The sequence below is a fragment of the Mesorhizobium sp. WSM4815 genome (assembly GCF_055811575.1).
In genome coordinates this window covers 57827-83147 of record NZ_JBVVQS010000095.1, presented here as the reverse complement: position 1 = coordinate 83147, position 25321 = coordinate 57827, and the positions used below count along the sequence as shown (strand labels likewise).

Genomic DNA, 25321 nt, shown 5'->3' with positions numbered 1-25321 from the left:
AACGAAACGGCCAGCTCAGGCGCCGAGCTGCCACAGAACCGTCGCCGGCGAGAAGCCCGACAGGCGCCGCACCTCGCGCGTCAGATGCGCCTGGTCGGAATAACCCGCCTCGAACGCAAGATCGGCCAGGCGCGGATCGGCGGACTGCCGCGCCAGGTATAGGAACCGCTGGAAGCGGAGAATGCGGTCGAGCGTCTTCGGGCCATAGCCGAAAGCCTCCTGGCAGCGGCGGCGAAGCGTTCGCGGGCTGACGTCGAGCCGGTCGAGGATCACCGCCATGCCCGGACCGGCGGATTCGGTTTTCAGCGCGTTGAAGGCAAATCCCATGTCAGCAGGCGGCGGCTCGACATCCGGCGCAAGCCTGCACAGTGCCGCTTGCATCGCCCGCATCCGCTCTATCGTCGAGGACGCCTCGCCAATTTTTTCGGCGATTTCGCGCGCCAGCGCTCCCCAGAAGTGGCTGAGCGCCACCCGGCCGCCGACGATTTCCGACATCGGCAGGCCGAGCCACCGGCTTGCCGCACCCGGTCGGAAGCGGGCGCCGATCACCGTAGAGCCAGGTGTCAGCGCAGAGAGGGCAACCGCCACGTCTGGGCCTGCCACGACCAGATCGCCGTCGATCCAGGTGATGTCGACGCAGCCGTCGGGGACCACGGCCGACAGGCTCGCCGCGTCCGGTCGCAATGCCGCGTCCGCTCGCAATGAATTGGACCAGGCACACTGGAAATGCCCTTCGAGTGCGGCCGCAGGATCGAACTCGCGGTATTCCCCGATTGCCCCGGAAAGGATTGGTGCCCCGGAAAGGACGGGTGTGTTGTCGTCAGACGTCACGAGCCTCTCCTGTGAGGAACACTTTAGGCATCGTACTCTTCGGTCCCCGAAATCTATTGCGGTGGCGGTGCGCTTCAACCCTCCTCTGCGCTTCAATCCCTCGTTTGAGGCCTGCACTGTGAACTGGCGTCTGTGGTGCAATGCGTCCTGACGACCGGGGCGTCGTTCGATTGGCAGCTTTCACCGGCTGCTGGCGATGTCGCCCGCGATAGGCAGTTTGCCGTCTTTATCGCCATGGAGCCTTGACGCACGGGAACCATACACGTTAGGGCGTCCGGGCACGAACGATTGGCGACCAAGCAAGGAAATTCCAGCTGATGGAAATTTTTACCGCCGCCGGCCTCGCGGCCCTGCTCCAGGTCATTGCCATCGATCTGGTGCTTGCCGGAGACAATGCCATCGTCATCGGCCTTGCTGCGGCAGGCCTGCCGACGGATCAGCGCAAGAAGGCGATACTCGTCGGCATTGCGGCGGCCACCGTGCTTCGCATCTTCTTCGCTCTGATCACCCAGTGGCTTCTCACCATCGGCCCCATTCTCCTCATAGCCGGCGGCCTGCTGCTGCTTTGGGTGTGCTGGAAGATGTGGCGCGAGTTGCGTGTCAGCTACGAGCAGGAACATGACGCGACGGAAGCGTTGTCGAATGTCGATTACGACAAAAGCGGGACGATTGGCGGCAAGGGGCCGCGCAAGACCTTCGCTCAGGCAGCCTGGCAGATCGTCATTGCCGACGTTTCGATGTCTCTCGACAACGTCCTTGCAGTCGCCGGCGCGGCGATGGACCATCCGACGGTCCTGATCATCGGCTTGGCGCTGTCGATTGCGTTGATGGGCTTCGCCGCTTCGTTTGTCGCTCGCCTCCTGCATAAGTACCGCTGGATCGCCTATATCGGCCTGGTGATCATTTTCTACGTCGCCGTGAAGATGCTTCTGGATGGTGCTGTGCAGCAGTGGCCCGAACAGTTTGCGTTCCTGGCGCCCTGGTTCGGGCCGGGCGGTCATTGAAACCTGAGCAGTGCCGGTCTTAGCAGTGCAGGTCCGCCCGAGGCGCCAAGCCATTCGTCGGTTTGCCTGATTGAGGAACTATGCTATTGCGCCGTGCAAATTGAGCTTCTGCGAAAGTTCAAAAGATCAACACGCATCGAGACTTCCGGGCCGGGCCTAAGGGTTTCCGGCCCGCGTCCATTGGAAACCGCAAATGTCCGCCCCTCGCGTCAGTTTCGTCAGCCTTGGATGCCCGAAAGCCCTCGTGGACTCGGAGCGCATCATCACCCGCCTGCGCGCGGAGGGCTATGAGATCGCGCGCAAGCATGACGGCGCCGATCTGGTCGTCGTCAACACCTGCGGCTTTCTCGATTCGGCGCGCGATGAATCGCTCAACGCCATCGGCTCCGCCCTTTCGGAGAACGGCAGGGTCATCGTCACCGGCTGTCTCGGCGCCGAACCGGACGTCATCCGCGAAAAACATCCCAACGTTCTCGCCATCACCGGTCCGCAGGCCTACGAGAGCGTGATGGCTGCGGTGCATGAGGCCGCGCCCCCGAGCCACGACCCCTATGTCGACCTTTTGCCGCCGCAAGGCGTCAAGCTCACGCCGCGCCACTATGCCTATCTCAAGATTTCGGAGGGCTGCAACAACCGCTGCACCTTCTGCATCATCCCGGCGCTGCGCGGCGATCTCGTCTCGCGGCCGGCGGCCGACGTGCTGCGCGAGGCCGAGAAACTGGCCAAGGCCGGCGTCAAGGAAATCCTGGTCATCTCGCAGGACACCAGCGCCTACGGCATCGACATCAAATACCAGACCAGCATGTTCGGCGATCGCGAAGTGCGGGCCAAATTCCTCGATCTGTCGGAGGAACTCGGCAAGCTCGGCGTCTGGGTACGCATGCACTATGTCTACCCCTACCCGCATGTCGCCGATGTTATCCCGCTGATGGCCGAAGGAAAGATCCTTCCCTATCTGGACATCCCGTTCCAGCACGCCTCGCCGCGAGTGCTGAAGAACATGCGCCGGCCCGCCCATGGCGAAAAGACGCTCGACCGTATTCGCGGCTGGCGCGAAATCTGTCCGGATCTGGCGATCCGCTCCACCTTCATCGTCGGCTTCCCCGGCGAGACGGACGACGATTTCGAGATGCTGCTCGACTGGCTGGACGAAGCCAGGATCGACCGCGCCGGCTGCTTCAAATACGAGCCGGTCAGGGGCGCCCGCTCCAACGACCTCGGCCTCGAACAGGTTCCGCAGGAAATCAAGGAGGCGCGCTGGCACCGTTTCATGCAGCGTCAGCAGAAGATCTCGGCGACGCAGCTCGCCAGGAAGGTCGGCAAGCGTCTGCCAGTGCTGATCGACGAGGCGCATGGCACCTCGGCGAAGGGCCGCACCAGATACGACGCACCCGAAATCGACGGCTCGGTGCATATCCAGTCGCGGCGTCCGTTGCGCGCCGGCGATGTCGTCACCGTCAAGATCGACCGTGCCGACGCTTACGATCTTTACGGCTCAGCGGTCTGACCGCATCTCGCACTACGGCGCCGCGTCCTTTCGGGCGGCAAAGGACGCCGCATAACACCTGATTTTGCGCATGGCCCTTCCGGAAATCGATCCCGATTTCGGGCTCTTGCTAAACGAAAGGGCGCCGCACGGCGCCCTTCCTGTCAAGATTTTGGCCCAGCTTGCGCTTACTGCGGCAGCTTGTCGTCGACGCCCTTGACGTAGAAGTTCATGCCGAGCAGCGTCGGGTCGTCGGCGACTTCGCCTTCCTTCAGCCACGGCGTACCGTCCTGCTTGGCGATCGGCCCAGTGAACGGGTTCCATCCTTCGACGATCTTCTTCTCGGTGGCTTCCGCCATCGCCTTCACGTCGTCGGGCATGTTGGTGTAAGGGGCCATTTTAACGGCGCCGTCCTTGATGCCCAGCCAGACATTGCCGGGTTTCCATGTGCCGTCGAGCGCGGCCTTCACCCGGCCGATATAGTACGGGCCCCAATCGTCGACGATCGAGGTCAACTGCGCCTTGGGGGCGAACTTGATCATGTCAGAAGACTGGCCGAAGCCCTGCAGTCCGCGCTCTTCGGCGACTTGCAGGGCAGCGGTCGAGTCGGTGTGCTGGACGATGATGTCGGCACCCTGGTCGAACAGAGCCTTGGCGGCATCGGCTTCCTTGCCCGGATCGAACCATGAATTGATCCAGACGATCTTCGCCTTGAAATCCGGCTTGATCGACTGAGCGCCGAGCATGAAGGAATTGATACCCATCACCACCTCGGGAATCGGGAACGAAACGATGTAGCCGGCGACGCCCGACTTCGATTGCTTGGCGGCGATCTGGCCGAGGATGTAGCGGCCTTCGTAGAAGCGTGCGTTGTAGATGCCGAGGTTTTCTGATGTCTTGTAGCCGGTCGCGTGTTCGAACATCACGTCGGGGAATTTTTTGGCGACCTTTACTTCGGGGTCCATGAAGCCGAAGGACGTGCCGAAAATGATCTTGCATCCTTCGCGCGCCAGGCGCTCGAAGGCACGATCGGCATCGGGACCCTCGGAGACGTTCTCCAGATAAGCGGTTTCGACCTTGTCGCCGAGCGCCTTCTCCACGTCCAGGCGGCCCTGGTCATGCTGGTACGAATAGCCGAAATCGCCAATCGGTCCGGTATAGACCCAACAGGCTTTCAGCTTTTCCTGCGCTTCGGCGGTCGCCGCCAGCGACAATGCCGCCGCCGCGGTCATCAGCGCAATAAGCAGTTTTTTCATCGTGTTACCTCTCTGAGTTAAGCCTTGGAGCTTCCCGTTTGTCTTTTTATCGTCAGCGATCCGGAACGAATGGCTGCCCCAAGGAAGCCGGTGTGTTCATCATCGTCAAACGCTTGTTGCGCGAGATTAGAACGAGAACCACGATGGTTGCCAGATAGGGCAACGAAGAAAGCAGTTGCGAGGGAACCGGAATGCCAAAAGCCTGTGCATGAAGCTGGCCGATCCAGACCGCGCCGAAGATATAGGCGCCCGCCAGCACCCGCCATGGCCGCCATGATGCGAACACGACCAGCGCCAGCGCGATCCAGCCGCGTCCGGCGGTCATGTTCTCCACCCATTGCGGCGTATAGACCAGCGACAGGTGCCCTCCGGCAAGGCCCGCACAGGCGCCGCCGAAGATCACCGCCAGGTAGCGATAGCGGATGACCTCGATGCCAAGCGCATGGGCCGATGTGTGGCTGTCGCCGATCGAGCGCAGCGTCAGCCCGGTGCGGGTCTTGAACAGGAACCACATGACGGCGGCGGTCAATGCAATCGAGATGTAGAAGATCGGGTCCTGGCCGAACAGCAACCTGCCGATGACGGGCATCGCCGTCAGGCCGGGAATGTCGAGGTTTGGCAGCCTCGCGCCGGGCTGGCCGACAAAGCTGGTGCCCATCATGCCGGAAAGCCCTAGGCCGAGCAGTGTCAGCGACAGGCCGGTCGCCACCTGGTTAGTGGCCAGCGACAAGGTCATGACGGCGAACAGCAGTGAAAACACCGCACCCAGGGCGATCGCCGCCAACAACCCGATCCATGGCGATCCGGTGAGATAGCCGGCGCCGAAACCGCCGACCGCCCCCATGATCATCATGCCTTCGACGCCGAGATTGAGCACGCCGGAACGTTCGACCACCAGCTCGCCAATCGCCGCGATCAGCAAAGGCGTCGCCGCGGTTGCGATGGTCAAAAGAATGTTGACGGTGATGTCCATCAGCGGACCTCCTCCAGCTTCGGCGCGGCTTCAAGCGTCGGCGCAGCCAGGCCGATCAGACGAATGCGGTAGTGAATGAGCGTGTCGCAGCCGAGTACGAAGAACAGGAGCATGCCCTGGAACACGCGCGCCACCTTGTCGGAGATGCCGAGCGCGCTTTGCACCGCCTCGCCGCCAAGATAGGTCAGCGCCAGCACCAGGCCCGCCGCGACAATGCCTAATGGATTGAGCCGGCCGAGGAACGCCACGATGATGGCGGCAAAGCCGTAGCCGGGCGAAATCACCGGCTGCAGCTGGCCGATGGCGCCAGAGACTTCGGAGATGCCGGCAAGTCCAGCCAGTGCCCCCGACAGCATGAAGGCGAAGAACACCATCCGGTTGATGCCGAAGCCGGCGAAGCGCCCTGCCCTGGGGCTTGAGCCGAGCACGCGGACCTCAAAGCCTTTCAGCATGCGGCTCATCAGGATCCAGACCAGCACCGCCGCGACCAGCGCGAACACGAAACCCCAATTGGCACGGCCGGAGGTCGGCATCAGTTCCGGCAATATCGCCGAGTCGTTGAACTGTATCGTCTGCGGGAAATTGAAACCCTTCGGATCGCGCCACGGCCCGCGCACCAGCCAGTCGAGGAACAGCTGCGCGACATAGACCAGCATCAGGCTGGTCAGGATCTCGTTGGTGTTGAAGCGCGCCTTGAGCAGGGCGGGAATGGCGGCGTAGGCGGCACCGCCGACCATGCCGAACAGCAGCATCAGCGGCAGCACCAGCGGCCCTTCAAACTGTGGAAACAGCACCGGAACGCTCGAGCCGACGATGCCGCCCAGGATGAACTGGCCTTCCGCGCCGATGTTCCAGATGTTGGCTCTGTAGCAGACCGACAGGCCTACCCCGATCAGGATGAGCGGTGCCGCCTTGATCGCCAGCTCATGCAGCTGCCAGACCTGACTGACAGGCTCGAGGAAGTAGATCTGGAACGCCTTCAAGGGATTGACGCCAAGCAGCGCGAACAGGATGGCGCCGGCAATGATCGTCAGCACGAATGCAATGAAGGGCGACAGCGCCGAGAACAGCATCGAGCGCTGCGGCCGTTTGACGAGTTCGAGGCGCATCATGACGTCTCCAGAGCGTGTTCGGCGTGGCCCGGCTCGGCCCCGCCCATTAGCAGTCCGATCTTTTCGAACGTCGCCTCGGCGATCGGCAAAGGCTTCGACAATTCGCCATTGTGCATCACCGCGATCGCGTCGGATATCTCGAACAATTCGTCGAGATCCTGGCTGATGACCAGCACTGCCGAGCCGCTGCGGGCCAATTCGATCAGCGTCTGCCTGATATGGGCGGCCGCACCGGCGTCGACGCCCCACGTCGGCTGATTGACGACCATGACGCTTGGCCTGCGGTCGAGTTCGCGGCCGACGATGAATTTCTGCAGATTGCCGCCTGAAAGCGCTGCCGCCTCCGGGTCCGCAGCGCTCTTGCGCACATCCATCGCCTTGATGATGCGTTGGGCAGCGGCATAGATCGCATCGCTTTTGACCATTCCGCCGGCGCCGACAAACACCTTGCCGTCCGTGGCATGGCGCGACAGCAGCAGGTTTTCCGAAAGCTTCATGCGCGGTGCTGCACCGTGGCCGAGCCGCTCTTCCGGCACGAAGGCAGCGCCCATCAGCCGCCTGCCGGTGATGCTGAGGCCGCCGGCGTCCTTGCCGCGGATGCGTACCGAGGCGGCATCCTGCTGCGGCACCTCGCCGGAAACGGATTCGAAGAACTCGCCCTGGCCGTTGCCGGCGACGCCTGCAATGCCGATCACTTCGCCGGCGCGTACGGTCAGGTTGATGTTTCTGAGCGGGATCGAGAACGGCGTTGCCGGCTTGCGGCTGAGCGCGCGGATTTCAAGCAGCGGCTGCGCGGTCTCGATACCCTGGGCCGGCGCGCGCACCACGGCCTGCACGTCGTTGCCGACCATCATGCGGGCCAGCGATGCCGCGGTCTCCTTGCGCGGATTGCAATGGCCAACCACCTTGCCGTGGCGCAGCACGGTGGCGCGGTCGCAGATACGCTTGACCTCTTCCAGCCGGTGCGAAATGTAGAGGATGGACTTTCCTTCCGAGCGCAGCCGTTCGAGCGTCTCGAACAGCTTGTCGGCTTCCTGCGGCGTCAGCACCGAGGTCGGCTCGTCGAGGATGATGAGTTGCGGCGTCTGCAGCAGACAGCGGATGATCTCGATACGCTGGCGCTCACCGACCGAGAGGTCGCCGACCAGCGATTGCGGATCGAGCGGCAGGCCGTAGCTATAGGAAAGCGCCCTCGCCTTCGCGGCAATCGTGCTGATCGGCGAACCGTCGTCCAGCGACAGCGCGATGTTCTCGGCCGCAGTCAGTGCCTCGAACAGCGAAAAATGCTGGAACACCATGCCGATGCCAAGCTTCTTCGCAAAGCCGGGATTGGTGATCGTGACCGCTTGGCCGTTCCAGAAAATCTCGCCCGAATTGGGCTCCAGCGTTCCGAACAGCATTTTGACGAGCGTCGACTTGCCGGCGCCGTTCTCGCCGAGCAACGCATGGATTTCGCCTTTTGCGACGGTGAGATCGATATGGTCGCACGCAGTCAGTGTGCCGAACGTCTTGGTAAGGCCACGAACCTCAAGCAGGTTGGCGTCGTCCTGATTTGCACTCACAGTGCCTCCCATCTGGTTTGCCAGATATGTTCTGTGTTCCCGCAGGCATGGTATGCGCGGCCTGCTGTCGTCGCAAAGCGGCACCCGTCTTGAAAGAGCTTCAAGAATTTCAGCGGAAACCTAACGCATCGGCCCGAAAATCAAAATCGATTTTCGGAAAGCACGATGCGTGGATTCAAAATGTCAGAGCGTGCTTTTGTGCGTCCAAGTGGACGCAACGTCGCTCCAAGCGATAGCAAGGCTCAGGGGACAAGAATGGTTGTCCCGGTCGTCCTGCGGCCTTCAAGGTCGGAATGCGCCCTGCCGGCATCCTGGAGTGCGTAACGCTGATTGATCTTGATCTTGACTGCCCCGCTGAGCACGATTTCGAACAGCGCGGCGGCGGACGCCTCCAGGTCTTCGCGCCTGGCGTTGTAGACGAACAGCGTCGGACGGGTTGCAAACAGCGAACCTTTCTGCGCCAGCAATGACATGCTGAACGGCGGGACCGGTCCCGACGATTGACCGAAGCTGGCGAACATGCCGAGCGGCTTCAGGCAGTCGAGCGAGGCCGGAAAGGTGTCATTGCCGACCGAATCATAGACGACGTCGCACTTCTTGCCGCCGGTGATGGCGAGGACGCCGGCGACGAAGTCCTGCTCGCGGTAGTTGATGACGTGGTCGAAGCCATGCGCCCTGGCGAGCTCGATCTTGTCGGCGGAGCTGGCGGTGCCGATCACGGTTGCGCCAAGATGCTTGGCCCATTGGCCGAGGATCAGCCCGACGCCGCCGGCCGCCGCGTGAAACAGGATCGTGTCGCCCGCCTCCACCTTGAAGGTACGGCGCAGCAGATATTCCGCCGTCATCCCTTTCAGCATCATGGCGGCCGCCTGTTCGTCGCTGATACCGTCCGGCACCTTGACGACGCGATCGGCCGCGATCACGAGCTGCTCGGCATAGGCGCCAGTCGTCACGGCGTAGGCGATGCGATCGCCCGGCTTCAGCCAGTCGATATCCGCGCCCACTTCCACGACCACCCCGGCCGCCTCGCTGCCGGGTATCAGCGGGAAACCGCCTGGCGGCGGGTAAAGGCCGGAGCGATGATAGACGTCGATGAAATTGAGGCCGATCGCCGTGTGCCTGACCAGGATTTGCCCCGAGCCGGGTTGGCCCGGATCGGCGTCCTCATAGGTCAGGACCTCCGGACCGCCATGGGCGTGGATGCGTATTGCTTTGGACATTGATGAGGCTCTCTTGGGACCAGACTCTATGGGATCAGGTTTTCTTGGCGCCGAGCGTTGGAAAGAGCTGCATGATACCGCCGATGCATGCGAGGTAAAGTCCGGTGACCGTGATGCCGATCTTGGTGAAGACACTCACCTGCTCGCCCAGGACGCCGATCTGGTCGTAGAAGGCGGCAAGAGCTGCCTGCGCCAGCGCCAGCGCTCCGAAAGCGCACCATAGCAGCGTCATGCCAAGGTTGATCGGCCGCAGCCGCGCCACCCGCACCGGGTGGATGAAATTGATCGGCACAAAGGTCAGGATGGCGGCCACCACGACCACGGCGAAGGAAACCCATTGTCCCGGCTCGATGACGAACAGCGTGAACACCACCATGTTCCAGACCACGGGAAACCCTTTGAAAAAATTTTCCTTGGTCTTCATCCCGGTGTCGGCATAGTAGATCGCGCTCGACACGACGATGATCGCCGCCGACAGGAACGACAGGCCCTCACCCATGAAGCCGCGCTGGTAAAGCGCGAAGGCCGGTATCAGCACATAGGTGACGTAATCGATGATGTTGTCGAGGAGTTCGCCCGACCACGTCGGCAGGATCTCCTTGACCTCGAGTTTCCTGGCGATCGGCCCGTCGATGCCGTCGACGAACAGCGCCAGCCCCAGCCACCAGAACATCGCCGTCCAGCGCTGCTCGCTCGCCGCCACCAGCGACAGGAACGCCAGGAACGAGCCTGATGCGGTCAGCAGATGCACCGAAAACGCGCGCGCCTGCGGCCATGTGACTTTCTTCTTCGGCCTCGGAATCTTGTCGGCGATTTTCCTGGCCGTGATTTTTCCGGCCGTGATTTTTCTGGCCGTTGTTTTTTTGCTCACGGGCCCCGCCAGTCCAGCTTGCAGATTTCGGCCGAGCGGCCGGCAAAATTCCAGTTGCGGCCGAAGGCCCGCATCTTGCTCTTGTCGGACCTGGCGACGATGATTTCCGGTGCGATCCAGTACTCCGAATTGCTGATCACCGTATCCTTGTCGCGGTCCTTGCCGGAAATCGGCGTTACGGCTCCATCGATGATCTTCGGGATCTGGAAGATCCGCGTCCTGTCGCGCGTCTCATAGGTGATCGGCGCCTGCTCGACGCCGAGGAACTTTCCGACCAGGATGGAGAGCAGCGAGGTGGTCCCGCCAGCCTTGCCGGTGAAAATCCTGGTCAGCGCCTTTACCGCGTAGACTGAGGCGCGCTTGTCGATGAACAGTCCGGCGGTCCAGTTGCCGCGGCTCATATAGCCGGGGATTTCCATGACCAGCCCAAGATTGAGGCCGGACAGTTCGACCTCGCCGAAATGGCCGGCATCGATGCGGAACCCCGCCCAGGTCTGGCAATAGCCCTCGGTCGGCGGATGACTGCCGAGAGACAGCACGCAAGGACAAAAAACCGTGCAATTGCAGGAGAGCACCAACTCTCCTTTCATTGCCCAGCCTTGATCCGCCATAGAATTCTCTCCCTATGCCGAGACTACTAGCAGGGCGGTTGCCCAGACAAGCAGTATCGCACCGGCGATCCGGGTTGGCAGCCTGTCCGCCGTCTGTTTTTCGATCAAGGTGAACAGGCCGATCAACGCCAACCAGAACACGTTCATCACACCGACGGCGAACATCACCAGCATCAGCGCCCAGCAGCAGCCGAGGCACCAGACACCCTGCTCCATGCCGAGCCGGAAAATGCGGCCGCGCCTCGCGCTCCAGTTCGAAAACAGGATCGAGAACGGGCTTTTGCATTTTGTCAGGCAGGCTTCCTTCAGGCCGCTGAACTGGTAGAGGCCAGCAACCAGAAGCGCAGCCGCTCCTGTCGCTCCGACCACCGGATCGAGCATCTGCACAGATGAGGCGAAGGCGTGAACGATGAGCGTCAGCGCCGCAAACACTGCCGACGCAGCCAACCACACGCTGAGGTAACCGGCGACCAGGATCAGCGGATGGACGACCGCTTCGCCCTTGATCCGCGCGGTATCGGCAATCTCGCAATAGGTGCGGATCATCGGCCCCGCCGAAGGCAGCATGGTGGCGACCGCCATCAGGAACCACATGACGATGAGGGCTCCGGCCTGCGCGCCGACGCCCCCGTCGAGCGGCGCAGGTGCAAGACAAAGGCTGAAGAAGCGCTCGAGAAAATCCGGCAGCGGCAGGTACCTGAGCATCGTGTCGCCGGGTGCATCGATGCCCGGAACCCGGCTTTCGGCGCCACGTATGGCCATGGCGCCAAGCAGCAGCCATGCCAGGACGACGGCTGCGCCCAAAACGATGTTCACCGCCAGTCGAGGATTGCGCGAGACGCTCGCCGCGGCGCGGCCGAAACGGTCGAGATGACTGAAATCATGGTCTTCGGCGGTCATGGCAATCGAATGGGCCGAATCGCCGCGTTGATCAACCCGCATGATCTGATCTATATGCTCATCAGGTCTGACCGACCGCCTCGCATCGCAACCGGGAAGCCGAATTGGACCGTCGGGAAACAGCACGGATACTGGTTGCCGGCAGTGGCCCGGCAGGGCTGATTGCGGCGCTTGGTTTCGCAGACGCCGGCTTTCCCGTGACGCTCGTCGGTCCCGAGGCAAATGGCCAGGACGGCCGCACGACGGCCTTGATGAACCCGGCCCTGAAGATCCTCGAACGGTTGGGCGTGCTCGATGCGGTGAGGTCGCAGGCCGCACCGCTGAAGGTGATGCGCATCGTCGATGCAACCAGCCGGCTGATCCGCAGCCCGGTGGTCATTTTCCGCGCCAGCGAAATCGGCGAGGAGCAGTTCGGACTGAATTTACCCAACAGTGCGCTCAACCCCGCACTTGCCCGTGTTGTTGCCGCCCATTCCGGCATCGAATGGCGAAAAGCGATGGTAGAGACCTGGCGCCTCGAGGGCGACCATGCGCAGGCGATGCTGTCTGACGGCAGCGAGATCACGGCATCGCTGGCCGTCGCTGCCGATGGCCGTCTGTCGCCGGCCCGCGAGGCTGCCGGCATCTCGACGTCGGCGCGGTCCTATCCGCAGGCGGCATTGGTTCTCAATTTCGGCCACCGCAGCGACCACGCGTTCACTTCGACCGAGTTCCACACCGAGACCGGCCCGTTCACCCAGGTTCCCCTGCCCGGCAACCGGTCGAGTCTTGTCTGGGTGGTAGAGCCGGAAACGGCGAAGGAACTCGCCGCACTGGACGACGCGGCGCTTTCGATGCGGGTCGAACAGCGGATGCAATCGATGCTGGGCCGGGTTTCCGTCGAACCCGGGCGGCAGGTCTACCAGCTTTCCGGCGTGACGCCGCGGTGCTTCGCGCGCAACCGGGTGGCACTTGTCAGCGAAGCCGCCCATGTGTTTCCGCCGATCGGCGCACAAGGTCTCAACCTTGGTATCAGGGATATCGATGATCTGATTGGAATTACTTGCAAAAACAGGGACGACCCGGGCACCGTCAAGGCCCTCGTGGCCTATGATTTCAAGCGCCGGCCCGACATCCTGGCGCGCAGCAATGCGGTCAACCTGCTCAACAAAACGCTGCTCTCGCAGATGCTGCCGGCACAGATGGCGCGCAGTGCTGGCCTTGGCGTGCTTGGCGGATTCGCGCCGCTCCGCGCCTTTTTCATGCGCGAGGGGCTGCGGCCCGGCAGTGGTTTTGCAGCGCTCGCCGGCGGCTTAAGGAGACAGATCCTGCGCTAGCACAGGGCGGGCTGGCCCGGAGCTTGGCGGGGCGTCAAGCGTTCGGCATTGAAATCATGCGGCGTCTGCGTCAAATAGGTCAGGTATCAGCCATAAGTCGGGCTCGATTTTTTGAAGCGTAACGCGTAAATTCAAGGTCTTAGGGAGTCTTTGCGCATTCCAAGGACGCGGCACTCTGAGGACTTAGTGGTGAGTACCATGATGAAAACAGCCAAATTTTCGATCGGACAGGTGGTCCGCCACCGGCTGTTTCCGTTCCGCGGCATCATTTTCGATGTCGACCCGCAATTCGCCAACACCGACGAATGGTACGAGGCGATCCCGGCGGATGTGCGGCCGCGCAAGGACCAGCCCTTCTACCACTTGCTCGCCGAGAATTCGGAAACGGAATACATCGCCTATGTGTCTGAGCAGAACCTGCTCGAGGACCGGTCTGGCGAACCGGTGCGGCATCCGGAGATCGGCGAGATGTTCGACAAGAGGCCGGACGGACGCTACGAGCCGAGACGCCAGTCAAGACATTGACCTGACAAAAATTGCGGGGACCTGACGAAAATCGCGGGGACCTGACGCGATTGCGGGCCTACAAATGGCCGGACGGAACAAAAAAGCGGGGCATGACCCCGCTTTTTGTTGGCTTGAGAAATTGTCTTGTTTGCCTCAGGAATCAGTTGGCGGTCTTCGCCTTGTCCTGCTCTTCCTTGAGCTTCTTGGCGAAGTCCTGGTTGTTCTTGGCAACGAAATCCTGAAGCTTCTTCTGCCGATCCTCGATGTCCGACTGCTGCAGCGGCGGCCCGTCGAAGGCGCCGCTGAAGCCGGTCAGAGCGACCTTGATCGGGTTCGGCTGGTTCTGGAAATTGACTGAGGTCAGCGTCAGGTTCGAACCCTTCTTGAAGGAATTGATGAGCTGATCGGTCAGCGGCACTTCCGCCACGCAGCGGTCGGGGAAGCAGATCACATAGTCGAGCTTCTGCGCCTTCGCGGTGTCGATCTGGAGGCCAATGCCGGGAGGAATCAGGCGACCGCTCGGAACCGTCACCTGGAACACCTTGCGGTTTACCTTGCCCTTCAATTCGATCAGGCTGATGCCGGTGACGAGCTGGCCGTTGCCGGCAGTGGTGATGTTCTGGACATTGCAGATGTCGACGTCTTCCTGCTTGGTGCAGGCTTTGAACCAGCCCTGCGGAATCTGCTGTTGCTGCTGCGCGAGAGCAGCGGGAAGCTGTGCGCCCAAAAAGCCGACCACGCCAGCGGCCATGACCGACAGGCGGTACGCGTTGCTGTTCAGGCTCGTCATATCGTGCACTTCCTCTCAAATGATCCCGGGACCGGCTTCTTCGCGCCGTGTGGTCCAGCTAACTGTTGCCGAAATGAGGCAACAGAATGACTTCGAACGGCGTGTTACACTGCAGGCGGTGCCGAATCCACCCCGATGTCAGCAATTCTTGAGCTCGCGATTGACCGGGAGGCGGTCGGCTCATGTTAGGGTGCGCTCCGAATCATCAAGCCGACCCGGTAAGGAGACGGTCATGGGCCGCGTTCTTGTTTGGCTGATCGCCGCGATTATCACCCTTTCGCCCCAGCCGGCCTTGTCGGAGCCAAAACACGCGATCGCCATGCAGGGCGAGCCGGCGCTGCCGGCCGACTATGCGCATTTCAACTACGTCAATCCCGATGCGCCGAAGGGCGGCAGCATCACCTATTGCGTCGTTGGCAGCTTCGACAATCTCAACCCTTTCATCCTGAAAAGCCTGCGCACGACGGCACGCGGCATGATCGACAGGGTTTTCGGCAATCTCGTCTTCGAGCCGTTGATGCAGCGCAATGACGATGAGGCCTTCAGTCTTTACGGCCTGCTTGCCGACACTGCCGACATGGATCCGGAGCGCAAGAGCATCGAATTCCACCTCGATCCGAGGGCCAAATGGTCTGATGGCCAACCGGTGACTGCGGAAGACGTGCTGTTCACCTACGACGTCTTTACCGAGAAAGGCCGGCCACCCTACAGCGCCCGCATGAGCATGGTCGCCAAACTGGAAAAGACCGGCGACCGCAGCGTGCGCTTTACATTCAACGACAAGGCTAATCGCGAGACTCCGTTGGTTATCGCGATGACGCCGATCGTGCCGAAGCACGCTTTCGACAAGGCGACCTTCGACAGGACCACGCTGAAACCGGTGATCGGCAGCGGCCCCTACACCGTGGCGCACGTGGCGCCTGGCCAGCGCATCGTGTTCAAGCGCAACCCGAATTATTGGGGCAAGGACATACCCGCCAAGCGCGGTTTCGACAATTACGACCAGATCACCATCGAATATTTCCTCAACGCCAACGCCAAGCTGGAAGCTTTCAAGAAAGGCATCTGCGCTATCGCTGACGACAGCGATCCGGTCAAGCGCGAGCGCGATCTCGACTTCCCGGCCTTCCACAAGGGCGACGTGATCGCCGAAAATTTCGACACCGGCATCCCGCCAGTGGTGACGGGGTTCCTGTTCAACACACGGCTGCAGAAGTTTTCCAATCCGGTGGTTCGACGCGCGCTCGGCATGCTCTACGACTTCGAATGGGCCAACAAGAACTTGTTTGGCGGCAAGTACATGCGCACCATGAGCTATTGGCAGAATTCCGAGCTGTCGGCACTCGGCCATCCGGCCGACGACAGGGAAAAGGCGCTCCTGGCACCCTACCCGGGTCGTGTGCCGGCCGATGTCATGGACGGCACCTGGCGGCCACCTGTCACCGACGGCTCGGGCCAGGACCGCAGGGTGCTGAAAGCTGCCTTCGACATATTCAAGAGCGCGGGCTATGCCCTGCACGATGGAGTGATGCTCGATCCCGAGGGGAAACCCTTCGGCTTCGAGATCCTGACCGCCTCCCAGAACGAAGAGCGCCTTGCCGCCATCTACCAGCGCACGCTTGCGAAGATCGGCATCGATGTCACAATCCGCAGCCTTGACGGCGACCAGATCCAGTCACGCAAGCAACGTTTCAATTTCGAGGTGCTGATCGGCGCCAGCGGCTTCGAGAACTCGCTGTCGCCGGGCATCGAGCAATTCGGGCGCTGGGGATCGGCTGCCGCCAATGCCGAAGGGTCGTTCAACCTTGCCGGCGTCGCCGATCCGGCGATTGATGCAGCACTTGAGGCGATTGTCGACGCCCGCAGCCGCGAAGATTATGTTGCCGCCGTCCGGATCCTCGACAGGTTGTTGATCTCCGGCCACTACATGGTTCCGATGCAGCACAACACGCAGCAATGGCTCGCCTACTGGAGCTATCTGGAACATCCGCGAAAGACCCCCATATCCGGTTATCGACTGCCGACATGGTGGCGCAAGCCGAAGTGACCTCTTCGGAACAGGAGATCAAGATGAGCGACGAGAAGTCGATTACCGTAGATGTGGTCTCCGACGTCGTCTGCCCCTGGTGCTTCATCGGCCAGAAGCGGCTCGACAAGGCGATCGCCGCGGCAAACGAGGTCGAGGTGCATATTCGCTGGCGGCCGTTCCAGCTCGACCCAACCATCCCGCCCGAAGGCAAGGATCGCCGCGAATACATGATGGCCAAATTCGGCAGCGACGAACGCGTCAGCGAGATCCACGCCCGCATCGAGCCATTGGGCGAAGCCGAGGGCATCAATTTCGCCTTCGCCGCCATAAAGGTCGCGCCCAACACGCTGGACGCGCACCGCCTCATCCGTTGGGCTGGTGCCGCCGGCGAGGTCATGCAGAACCGGCTGGTTCGACGTCTGTTCCAGTTGAATTTCGAGGAAGGCGCCAATCTCGGCGATCATGTCGTGCTGATCAACGCCGCCCGCGAGGCCGGCATGGATGCGTCCGTCGTCGAGACGCTTTTGCCGACGGACGCAGATGTCGAGGCGGTGCGCACCGAAATCGCCACCGCATCGAGCATGGGCATCACGGGCGTGCCGTGCTTTCTGCTTGAGGGCAAGTATGCGGTGATGGGCGCGCAAGACGTTGACACGCTCACCGACGCCATTCGCCAGGTTGCGGCGGCGAAGGCGCGGGGCGAGTTGAAGAAAGCGAACTGATAGACGTCCTTCCATAGGCGCGTTTGGCGACATCGCCACAGCAGCCAACGCCCTCCGGGCCAACGCCCTCCGGTCACTTTCCGGCTGCCGCTAGGTCGATATGGCAACAAAGATGACGGCGCGCTTTGCGTCGATTCGTCTTCCGCAGCATAAAAATCGGCCGATCGATCACGCTCTTCCCATAACAAAACTGTGCAAAAAGCTTTCCCTTGGGGAAGATGCTGACGCTTGCACACGTGAATCAGCAACTCATTGATATTAGACGGGTAATCTGCGTCGAGGGCGACCTCGCAAGGCGTTGCCGCTGTTGCTTAATGGCAACGGCCAGGGGTTCAATCCTCGACAGCCCGAGAAAAGATAATGGAAAATGATCAATTGGTGTTACTGTCTGTAACAAAACTAAAAGAGGGTTGGGCGGGATTGTGATTCGGGTCGGTAGACCAGGGCGACATTCAATATCGGAAAAATGGCTCCGCGGTGCCGCAAGGTCGCCGCTCCTGACACCGGTTTCCTCGATGCGCAGCTTCTGGGGACTGATGCGGGCCTACTGGTTCTCGGACCGCTGGGTGGAGGCCTGGACGCTGACGCTGGTCATCGCCCTGTTTACCGCGCTCTCCAGCAAGGCTGGCGTCTGGTTCGCCGAAGCATCCGGGGAACTGGTCAACTCGATCGCCTTCTACCACGACGCCGCGAACACCACGCCGCTCGCATCGCTGCTCACCAACGCCGGCGTGCTCATCCTTCTGGTCGTGCTCAAGGACGCGGGCTTTACCGGCATCCGCACTTTTGTTTCCGCGACGCTGCATCGCAAATGGCGCGCTTGGCTGGACAGCCGTTTCAACGCAGCGCTTCTCGACACCAATCACACGCATTTCCATGCTCAGCACGGTTCCTCCGGCGCTGCTGCCCCCGACAACATCGACCAGCGTGTCCAGGAATCGATCAAGGACATGACCGGCGGAGCCATCGGCCTCGCCATCGGGGTGATGGCTGTCGCCACATCGCTTTATTTCGTCGGCCGGAAACTGCTTGAAACCTCGGCAGAGGTGAAAGGGCTGGAGTTCCTCGGCAGCTATGGCAGCGCGGTCTTGGCTTTCCTGGCGGTCGCCATTTACGTGCCGCTGAACACCTGGATCGCGGTGAAGCTCGGCAGGTTGCTGGAACGGATCAACATCCGGATGCAGCAATCCGAAGGCAGTTATCGCGGCGAGCTGACCACGTTCCTGCGCCGCAGTTTCCATGTCGCCGCCTCCCAGGGCGAGAATGTGCAAAAGACGATGCACGAACGGCTTTATGTCGACATCGACCGGACCTGGGCAAGGCTGAACATCGTCAACACCAGCTATCGTTCTTTCGAGCTGGTCTACACTTTCATCGGCGCCCGCATTGTCGCCTATGCGCCGGGCCTGGTGCCCTATATCCACAACCGTTTCGACCTCAAGGGCTACATAACGGGCTCCGAGATGGTCAACTCACTCATCAATCAATGTTCGTGGTTCATCCATGTCATGCCTTCCATTGCGGCGCTGCGCGCCAACAGCCTACGCGTGACCGAACTCGCCAACGCGATCGAAAACGTCCAACACCCGCAGGAATTCTATAGTCTCACCGGCTGTTCCGATTTCCGCTACGACCGTCAGAACCCGGTTTTCGGCCTGACCATCCAGAAACTCGAGCTGACCCATCAGGGCGAGGACGCCACGCCCTTCCTGAGTGCCGCGAATTTGCGCTTCCGGCGTGGCGAGTGGACGTTCCTGAAGGGCGAATCCGGCTGCGGCAAGACATCGCTGATCAAGGCGATCAACGGCCTGTGGCCCTATGGCCGCGGCTCCATCGTCTTTCCGGAAGGGGTCGAAAGTTTCTATGCCGCCCAGGAGGTCAAGCTGCAGCAGGTCTCGCTGAAGCAACTGGTCTGCCTGCCCGGTTCAGAGCGCGATCACACCGACACGCAGGTTGCATCGGCCCTGCATAAAGCCGGCCTTGGCGATTTCATCGAACACATGGGCGATGAGAGCCGCGACGGAATGAGCTGGGACCAGGTGCTTTCGGGCGGCCAGAAACAGAAGCTGGTTGTCGCTCGTATCGTGCTGCAGCAGCCGGGGCTGCTGTTCCTCGATGAAGCGACCGGAGCGCTCGATCCGGAAGGGAAGATCGCTTTCCATCAAGCGATCAAGGACAATTGTCCAGATGTCACGGTGATCTCGATCATGCACGAGGCCGTGCCGCCAAGGTCGCTTTCAGGCGCCGAATTCTACCACAGCATCGTTGCCATCGCGGACGGCGTCGCGACCAAAAAGCCGCTGGCGCCGAGCCTGCCGGTCGAGCTCACCACCATCCTCGCGCACCCCAGGCCAGTCGAGGAAACAAGGCCGGTCGAGGAAAGATGGCTGCGCTTCCCTCGCCGCATCAGGCAGAAATAGCGGCGAACAGAATATCGTTGCACAGTGTCGCATCGGATTGTGATCTGTGGTCGGGTGCTGCGGCGCCATTGCTTGCGAGCATCGAGTGCTCCGTTGGCGAGGGTGTGGGAAAAACGTCAGGCGCGCTCGCCGTCCCTCACCCGGTAGGTCGGCTTGTACATGGTGACGAGTTCTTCCGCCGCGGTCGGGTGCACGGCCATCGTGCGATCGAAGTCATCCTTGGTCAGTCCGGCCTTCAGCGGAATGCCGAGAAGCTGCGCCATCTCGCCGGCATCAGGCCCCAGGATATGGGCGCCGAGCACCTTTTTCGAGGCGCCGTCGACCACCAGCTTCATCAGCATCTTTTCGTCGCGGCCCGACAGCGTGTTGCGCATCGGCCGGAAGGTGGCGCGGTAGACCTCGACGTCGGAAAACCGCTTTATGGCCTCGTCTTCCGATAGGCCGACCGTGCCGATCTCGGGCTGCGAGAACACCGCGGTGGCGATCGTGTCATGGTCGGGCGCGGTCGGGTTGTCCTTGAAGGCGGTCTCGACGAAACACATCGCCTCATGGATCGCCACCGGCGTCAATTGCACGCGGTTGGTGACGTCGCCGATAGCCCAGATGTTGTCGATGCTGGTGCGCGAATATTGGTCCACATGGATAGCGCCGGTCCTGGTCATCTCGATGCCGACGCCCTCAATCCCCATGTTTTCGGTATTGGGCAGACGGCCGATGGCGAGCATGACCTGATCGACCGTCAGCACCTTGCCACCGGTGACGACAGCGTCGAGGCGCCCGTCGGGACGCTTCCTGACCCATTCGGACACGGCATGGCAGAGGATTTTTATCCCCTTCTTTTCCATCGTCTCGTGCAGCATGCGCCTGAGATCCATGTCGAAGCGGGAGAGGATCTCCTTGCCGCGATAGACCAGCGTGGTGTCGACGCCGAGGCCGTGAAAGATGTTGGCGAATTCGACGGCAATATAGCCGCCGCCCTCGATCATGATCGCGTCAGGCAATTCCTTGAGATCGAAGGCCTCGTTGGAAAAGATACAATGCTCATGGCCGGGCAGAGCCGGGTGCGGTGCCGGGCGGCCGCCGGTGGCGATGAGAATCTGGTCGGCGGTGACGGTGCGGTCCTCGCCGAGAAGATGCACCGCATGCGGATCGACCAGCATGGCGCGTGACTGAAACGTCTCGCCGCCGGCGCCTTGGACATTTTTCCTGTAGATGGCTTCCAGCCGGCTGATCTCGCGATCCTTGTTGGCAACCAATTTCTGCCAGTCGAAGCTCGCCTGCGGCACGGTCCAGCCGTAACCGGCGGCGTCGGCAAAGTGCTCGGGAAATTGCGAGGCATAGACATAGAGCTTTTTCGGCACGCAGCCGCGGATGACGCAGGTGCCGCCATAGCGGTATTCCTCGGCAATACCGACGCGCTTGCCGAGTGCCGCCGCAACGCGCGCCGCCCTCACCCCGCCGGAGCCGCCGCCGATGACGAAAAGATCGTAGTCATAGACGGCCATGGCGCGGCTCCTTGCCCTTCAAAATGTCTGAGACAGGTAGGCTGCAAACCGCCAAAAGAAAAGCCCGGACGCCGCGCATCCTGTCGGACGCGCAACGGAGGCGGGCTTTCCGGTCCAGCAGCGATGACGCCGCCGGAAACAGGTTCAGTTCTTCGGTGCTTCCGGCTGCGTGCCATCAGCAGGAGCCGCGGCATTTGACGGTGCTGTGGCCTTTGCCGCCGCGGCCAGCGTTTCGCCGACCTGCTGGGCGAGATCGCGAGCGAGGCCGTTCTGCCATATCTCGGCGGCCTTGAGCAGCTCACGCGTCACGGCCTGGCCGCTGTCGAGCAGTTTCTTGCCGGTATCGGAATTGTAGAAAGCGGCGATTTCGGTAAGCTCTTTTTCGGAAAATACTTTGGCATAGGCCAGGGCCGCTTCCTTCTCGAGATCGGCGCGGCGCGAGGCCAGCGCCAGAGCCTTTTCGCTAACCGTTCTGCCGATCAGCTCCTGCATGTCCGGGTTCTTTTGGATAAGCTGCTGCTGAAGCGCGGCGGCGGCCTGCGGCAGGATGTTGTCGAACGGGTCCGTCGCGTCGATCGCCGCGACTGCGGCGCGGGCCGCCTTCAGATGCCCTTCGCTGACGTCCTGCGAGAACGCCGGCGATGAAAACGCAAAGACGGCCGAAGCTGCCAGAATTGCAGAAAAACGGCGAACCCGGTTATGCAACGTCATGATCGGTAGAACTCCCTGGTTTTCGGGCGGCATGGACGGTTTGGACGCCGTCGCCGGCTATGATGGCCGCTGATGCCAGCCCGATGAAAAGACCATGCTCGACCACGCCCGGAATGGCATGGAGAGCATTCGAAAGCGCTCTTGTATCCGGAATGCGGCCAAAAGATGCATCGAGGATAAAATGGCCGCCGTCTGTAACAAAAGGCTGGCTTCCCGTCATCCTCAATGTGACGGGGCCGGAAAGGCCGAGCCTTCCGGCTGCCGCGGCGACCGCGATTTCAGTGGCACGCAGGCCGAACGGGTTGACCTCGATCGGCAGTGGAAAACGGCCGAGCGTCTCGACCATCTTCGAATGGTCGGCGATGACGATCATGCGGGCGGAAGCCGCCGCCACGATCTTTTCCCGCAGCAGCGCACCGCCGCCGCCCTTGATCAATGTCAGCTCCGGATCGATCTCGTCGGCGCCGTCGATGGTGAGGTCGAGCTCGGGCGTTTCTTCCAGCGTCGACAGCGGCACGCCAAGCTCGCCGCAGAGGGTGGCGGTGCGCTCCGAGGTCGGCACGCCGAGAATGGTAAGTCCGGTGGCGACCTTTTCGGCGAGCAGCCGAACGAACTCTTCGGCCGTCGAGCCGGTGCCGATGCCAAGCCGCATGCCATCGCTGACATGGGCAAGTGCCGCCCGCGCGGCCTCGATCTTCAGTTGCCTCGCATCCATGCTTTGCCCCGGATTTCGCTTGTTTCGGCGCTCCTAGCATCTTTGCCCGTCCGGTCAAAGACTTTGCCCTGTGGATTGACGCCCTGTGGATTGAGCCGGCACGGCTTGCCTGGATGGGCTGCAGCGGCTATCGCCTGCCGGCAGCGCAATCGTCACAGGACATGCCATGACCCGACCGATCATCGTGTTCGACCTCGACGGGACGCTGGTCGACACAGCGCCGGACCTGCTCGACAGCCTCAACCACAGCCTTGCCGCCAGCGAACTCGCAGCCGTCGACGAAGCCGGCTTCAAGCGCTTCGTCGGCCATGGCGGCCGGGTGATGATCGAGCGCGCGCACGCCGCGCAGCAGAGATCGCTGGTGGTGGAGGAACACGACCGATTGCTAAAACTCTTCCTCGATCATTACACCGACAACATCCCGGGCAAATCGCGCCCCTACTCCGGCGTCGTCGAGGCGATCGCCCGATTCGAGGCAGCCGGCTATCTCTTGGCCGTCTGCACGAACAAATACGAAGCCAACTCGGTGGCGCTGATCGAGGCGCTCGGCCTGGCGAAGCATTTCGCGGCGATTTGCGGTCAGGACACGTTTGCGTTCCGCAAGCCCGACCCGCGCCATCTGACCGAAACCATCGTGCTCGCCGGCGGCGATCCGCACCGCGCGCTGATGGTCGGTGATTCGCAGACCGACATCGATACGGCGAAGGCGGCCGGCATTCCCGTGGTGGCAGTGGATTTCGGCTATACCGACCGCCATGTGCGCGAATTCGAACCGTCGGCGGTGATCTCGCATTTCGATGCGCTGACGCTTGGTCTGGCCGAACGCCTGATTGCCGCTGCCGGGCACTGAGCGCGACGGCGACCGGACCGCTCCCGGCGGGGTTGCATTCGGTCTTCGTCGGAACGCCAGCACATCGCCTTGACTTCCCCGGCCGGCCTCCCTTATATCGCGGCGCGCTTGGCCTTCGGGCAACGAGCGGGCGATTAGCTCAGCGGGAGAGCACACCCTTCACACGGGTGGGGTCGCAGGTTCAATCCCTGCATCGCCCACCAATACCCGCTTCCCGTACAAAGTTACCATCCGCTTCGGAGCCGCCTACGCTTCGAACTTCCGCCTCATCGCAAGGTTTGCCATGACCCGGTTCATGCGATTCGCCAGGCAGCCGGGGACACATCACAAGGCGCTGTCTACCCTTGGAATCGCTCAAGCTGCACATTGAACGCGGCCGGGAGAAAGTTGACGCAGGATAAAATCGTCCTAGGTGAACTGCTATCTCAGTGGCCCGCGAACTGACGAGGGGAAATCGCCGTCGACCTCCTGCTCCGATTAGGTGAAACTGCGCAATTGCAAATGCGTCCGGCTTCCGCGAACATTGCTGGACCCCATCAAGGGCCCGTAGCGGCCGACCCGAATCTGAGCGCTGGCTTCCCGGCCCGCTGTCCTGGCGGCCTCGACCTTGGATCCAGCCGGCGACCTTAAAGTCGAAAGGGAGGAATAACCGATGAACCTGACAAAACACCTTGCCGGTGTGGTGATCGCGTCGACCTGTCTGTGTGCGCCCGCGCTGGCGCAGACCAGGCTGACCATGTGGTATCACGGCGCCGGCAATGAGGTGGAGTCGCGAATCCTCAACCAGATCATTTCCGACTTCAACACCAGCCAGTCCGACTGGACGGTGACCATCGAGAGCTTCCCCGAGAAGAGCTACAATGATTCCGTCGCGGCGGCGGCCCTGGCGGGCAACCTGCCCGACATCCTGGATGTGGACGGGCCCGTCATGCCCAATTGGGCCTGGGCCGGCTATCTGCAGCCGCTGCCGATCGACGAGAGCGAGTTCGCCGACTTCCTGCCCGGCACCAAAGGCGTGTGGGACGGCAAGCTCTATTCGGTCGGTCTGTGGGACGCGGCGGTGGCGCTTTTTGCACGCCAATCGACGCTGGACGAGCTGGGGTTGCGCACCCCGACCCTCGACAAGCCCTGGTCGCGCGAGGAATTCATGGCCGCGCTCGATGCCGCCAAGGCCTCCGGCAAGTTTGAATTCGCCCTTGATCTCGGCATGAACGACCAGGCCGAGTGGTATTCCTACGCCTTCTCGCCGTTCCTGCAGAGCTTCGGCGGCGACATTGTCGACCGTTCGACCTACAAGAACGCGGAAGGCGCGCTGAACGGCGAGGCTGCGCAGGCGTTCGGCAAGTGGTGGCAAGCGCTGTTTACCGGAGGCTATGCACCTGGCACCAGCGAGGACCCGGCCGATCAGCAGACCGGTTTCATCGGCGGCAAGTTCGCCTTCCAGTGGAACGGCAACTGGCGCGCGGTGGCAACGATGGAAGCCGTGGATGACGTTGTCTTCCTTCCAGCCCCCGATTTCGGCGCCGGCAACAAGATCGGCGCGGGATCCTGGCAATTCGGCGTCTCGGCCAAGTCCAAGCATCCGGAAGGCGCTGCCGAGTTCATCAAGTTTGCCGCGCAGGACAAATACCTGGCCGCCTTCTCCGACGGCATCGGCCTGATCCCGCCGACGCCCTCGGCGGCGCAGATGACGAAGAACTACAAGGATGGCGGCCCGCTCGCGGTGTTCTTCGACCTCTCCAAGGCACAAGCTCTGGTGCGCCCGGTCACCCCGGGCTACGTGGTCCAGGCCAAGGTCTTCACCAAGGCACTGGCCGATATCGCCAATGGCGCCGACGTGGCCGACACGCTTGACGCGGCGGTCGACGAGATCGACGCTGACATCGAAAGCAATGGTGGCTACGGTCACCGCTAGTTCTGTCGCGCCGGG

The 25321-nt window shown here is 61.9% G+C and carries 22 protein-coding genes and 1 tRNA gene; 10 read left to right on the top strand and 13 right to left on the bottom strand.

Annotation, left to right across the window (positions count from 1 at the left end):
• Positions 1-15: 15 nt before the first annotated feature.
• Positions 16-831 (bottom strand): helix-turn-helix domain-containing protein, encoded by an 816-nt coding sequence (locus AC0L2B_RS17590; RefSeq protein ID WP_473746255.1) that lies wholly within the window; start codon positions 829-831, stop codon positions 16-18.
• Between the two features lie 317 nt (positions 832-1148).
• Here AC0L2B_RS17590 and AC0L2B_RS17585 point away from each other — a divergent pair, with 317 nt between their 5' ends.
• Positions 1149-1835, top strand: coding sequence for a TerC family protein (locus AC0L2B_RS17585; RefSeq protein WP_027151729.1), 687 nt, complete (start codon positions 1149-1151; stop codon positions 1833-1835).
• A 193-nt stretch (positions 1836-2028) separates the two neighbouring features.
• A complete protein-coding gene (rimO, locus tag AC0L2B_RS17580; protein WP_473746254.1) occupies positions 2029-3342 on the top strand; it encodes a 30S ribosomal protein S12 methylthiotransferase RimO in 1314 nt (437 codons plus the stop codon).
• Between the two features lie 167 nt (positions 3343-3509).
• Here rimO and AC0L2B_RS17575 read toward each other — a convergent pair whose 3' ends face one another.
• The 8 genes from AC0L2B_RS17575 to AC0L2B_RS17540 form a co-directional block, all read right to left on the bottom strand.
• Positions 3510-4577 carry a BMP family ABC transporter substrate-binding protein gene (locus AC0L2B_RS17575; RefSeq protein ID WP_023801834.1) on the bottom strand — a complete coding sequence of 356 codons (1068 nt, stop codon included), beginning with the start codon at positions 4575-4577 and terminating at the stop codon, positions 3510-3512.
• A gap of 52 nt (positions 4578-4629) precedes the next feature.
• Entirely contained in the window at positions 4630-5550 is a 921-nt protein-coding gene (locus AC0L2B_RS17570) for an ABC transporter permease (protein WP_027151731.1), read from the bottom strand.
• Positions 5550-6662 carry an ABC transporter permease gene (locus tag AC0L2B_RS17565; protein ID WP_473746253.1) on the bottom strand — a complete coding sequence of 371 codons (1113 nt, stop codon included), beginning with the start codon at positions 6660-6662 and terminating at the stop codon, positions 5550-5552. The genes AC0L2B_RS17570 and AC0L2B_RS17565 overlap by 1 nt, the downstream gene beginning before the upstream one ends.
• Positions 6659-8236: an ABC transporter ATP-binding protein gene (locus AC0L2B_RS17560; protein WP_036261549.1), complete on the bottom strand. Its 1578-nt coding sequence runs from the start codon at positions 8234-8236 to the stop codon at positions 6659-6661. The genes AC0L2B_RS17565 and AC0L2B_RS17560 overlap by 4 nt, the downstream gene beginning before the upstream one ends.
• 230 nt (positions 8237-8466) lie before the next feature.
• Complete coding sequence (locus AC0L2B_RS17555) at positions 8467-9444, bottom strand: quinone oxidoreductase family protein (RefSeq protein WP_473746252.1); 978 nt, start codon at positions 9442-9444, stop codon at positions 8467-8469.
• Between the two features lie 34 nt (positions 9445-9478).
• Positions 9479-10315, bottom strand: coding sequence for a phosphatidylcholine synthase (pcsA, locus tag AC0L2B_RS17550; protein ID WP_027151735.1), 837 nt, complete (start codon positions 10313-10315; stop codon positions 9479-9481).
• Positions 10312-10926: a DUF1326 domain-containing protein gene (locus AC0L2B_RS17545; protein ID WP_023801840.1), complete on the bottom strand. Its 615-nt coding sequence runs from the start codon at positions 10924-10926 to the stop codon at positions 10312-10314. The genes pcsA and AC0L2B_RS17545 overlap by 4 nt, the downstream gene beginning before the upstream one ends.
• Before the next feature lie 12 nt (positions 10927-10938).
• The gene (locus tag AC0L2B_RS17540) at positions 10939-11868 is read right to left on the bottom strand and encodes a DUF2182 domain-containing protein (RefSeq protein ID WP_473746251.1); all 930 of its coding nucleotides are present in this window, start codon (positions 11866-11868) and stop codon (positions 10939-10941) included.
• Positions 11869-11930: 62 nt separating this feature from the next.
• Between AC0L2B_RS17540 and AC0L2B_RS17535 the strand changes: the two genes are divergently transcribed.
• Together AC0L2B_RS17535 and hspQ are read left to right on the top strand one after the other, a co-directional pair.
• Positions 11931-13142: a UbiH/UbiF family hydroxylase gene (locus AC0L2B_RS17535; protein WP_473746250.1), complete on the top strand. Its 1212-nt coding sequence runs from the start codon at positions 11931-11933 to the stop codon at positions 13140-13142.
• Between the two features lie 201 nt (positions 13143-13343).
• Complete coding sequence (gene hspQ / locus AC0L2B_RS17530) at positions 13344-13667, top strand: heat shock protein HspQ (protein WP_023801843.1); 324 nt, start codon at positions 13344-13346, stop codon at positions 13665-13667.
• A gap of 142 nt (positions 13668-13809) precedes the next feature.
• On the opposite strand, the gene AC0L2B_RS17525 is transcribed toward hspQ, so the two are convergent.
• Positions 13810-14439: an invasion associated locus B family protein gene (locus AC0L2B_RS17525; protein ID WP_091590984.1), complete on the bottom strand. Its 630-nt coding sequence runs from the start codon at positions 14437-14439 to the stop codon at positions 13810-13812.
• A 232-nt stretch (positions 14440-14671) separates the two neighbouring features.
• On the opposite strand from AC0L2B_RS17525, the gene AC0L2B_RS17520 reads away from it, so the two are divergent.
• From AC0L2B_RS17520 to AC0L2B_RS17510, 3 genes are all read left to right on the top strand, one after another.
• Positions 14672-16486 (top strand): extracellular solute-binding protein, encoded by a 1815-nt coding sequence (locus tag AC0L2B_RS17520; RefSeq protein WP_473746249.1) that lies wholly within the window; start codon positions 14672-14674, stop codon positions 16484-16486.
• Between the two features lie 23 nt (positions 16487-16509).
• On the top strand, positions 16510-17190 hold the full coding sequence (locus AC0L2B_RS17515; protein WP_473746248.1) for a DsbA family oxidoreductase: 681 nt from the start codon (positions 16510-16512) through the stop codon (positions 17188-17190).
• Positions 17191-17705: 515 nt separating this feature from the next.
• Entirely contained in the window at positions 17706-19610 is a 1905-nt protein-coding gene (locus AC0L2B_RS17510; RefSeq protein ID WP_473746247.1) for an ABC transporter ATP-binding protein/permease, read from the top strand.
• Between the two features lie 116 nt (positions 19611-19726).
• On the opposite strand, the gene gor is transcribed toward AC0L2B_RS17510, so the two are convergent.
• From gor to rpiA, 3 genes are all read right to left on the bottom strand, one after another.
• Positions 19727-21115 (bottom strand): glutathione-disulfide reductase, encoded by a 1389-nt coding sequence (gene gor, locus AC0L2B_RS17505; RefSeq protein ID WP_473746246.1) that lies wholly within the window; start codon positions 21113-21115, stop codon positions 19727-19729.
• Positions 21116-21259: 144 nt separating this feature from the next.
• The gene (locus tag AC0L2B_RS17500) at positions 21260-21826 is read right to left on the bottom strand and encodes a DUF2059 domain-containing protein (RefSeq protein WP_091590973.1); all 567 of its coding nucleotides are present in this window, start codon (positions 21824-21826) and stop codon (positions 21260-21262) included.
• On the bottom strand, positions 21813-22541 hold the full coding sequence (rpiA, locus tag AC0L2B_RS17495) for a ribose-5-phosphate isomerase RpiA (RefSeq protein WP_473746245.1): 729 nt from the start codon (positions 22539-22541) through the stop codon (positions 21813-21815). The genes AC0L2B_RS17500 and rpiA overlap by 14 nt, the downstream gene beginning before the upstream one ends.
• A gap of 166 nt (positions 22542-22707) precedes the next feature.
• On the opposite strand from rpiA, the gene AC0L2B_RS17490 reads away from it, so the two are divergent.
• The 3 genes from AC0L2B_RS17490 (at position 22708) to AC0L2B_RS17480 (ending at position 25306) form a co-directional block, all read left to right on the top strand.
• On the top strand, positions 22708-23391 hold the full coding sequence (locus tag AC0L2B_RS17490; RefSeq protein WP_473746244.1) for a phosphoglycolate phosphatase: 684 nt from the start codon (positions 22708-22710) through the stop codon (positions 23389-23391).
• 128 nt (positions 23392-23519) lie between these two features.
• A tRNA-Val gene (locus AC0L2B_RS17485) sits at positions 23520-23594 on the top strand.
• A gap of 449 nt (positions 23595-24043) precedes the next feature.
• Positions 24044-25306 carry an ABC transporter substrate-binding protein gene (locus AC0L2B_RS17480; RefSeq protein ID WP_473746243.1) on the top strand — a complete coding sequence of 421 codons (1263 nt, stop codon included), beginning with the start codon at positions 24044-24046 and terminating at the stop codon, positions 25304-25306.
• The last annotated feature ends 15 nt before the right edge of the window (positions 25307-25321 follow it).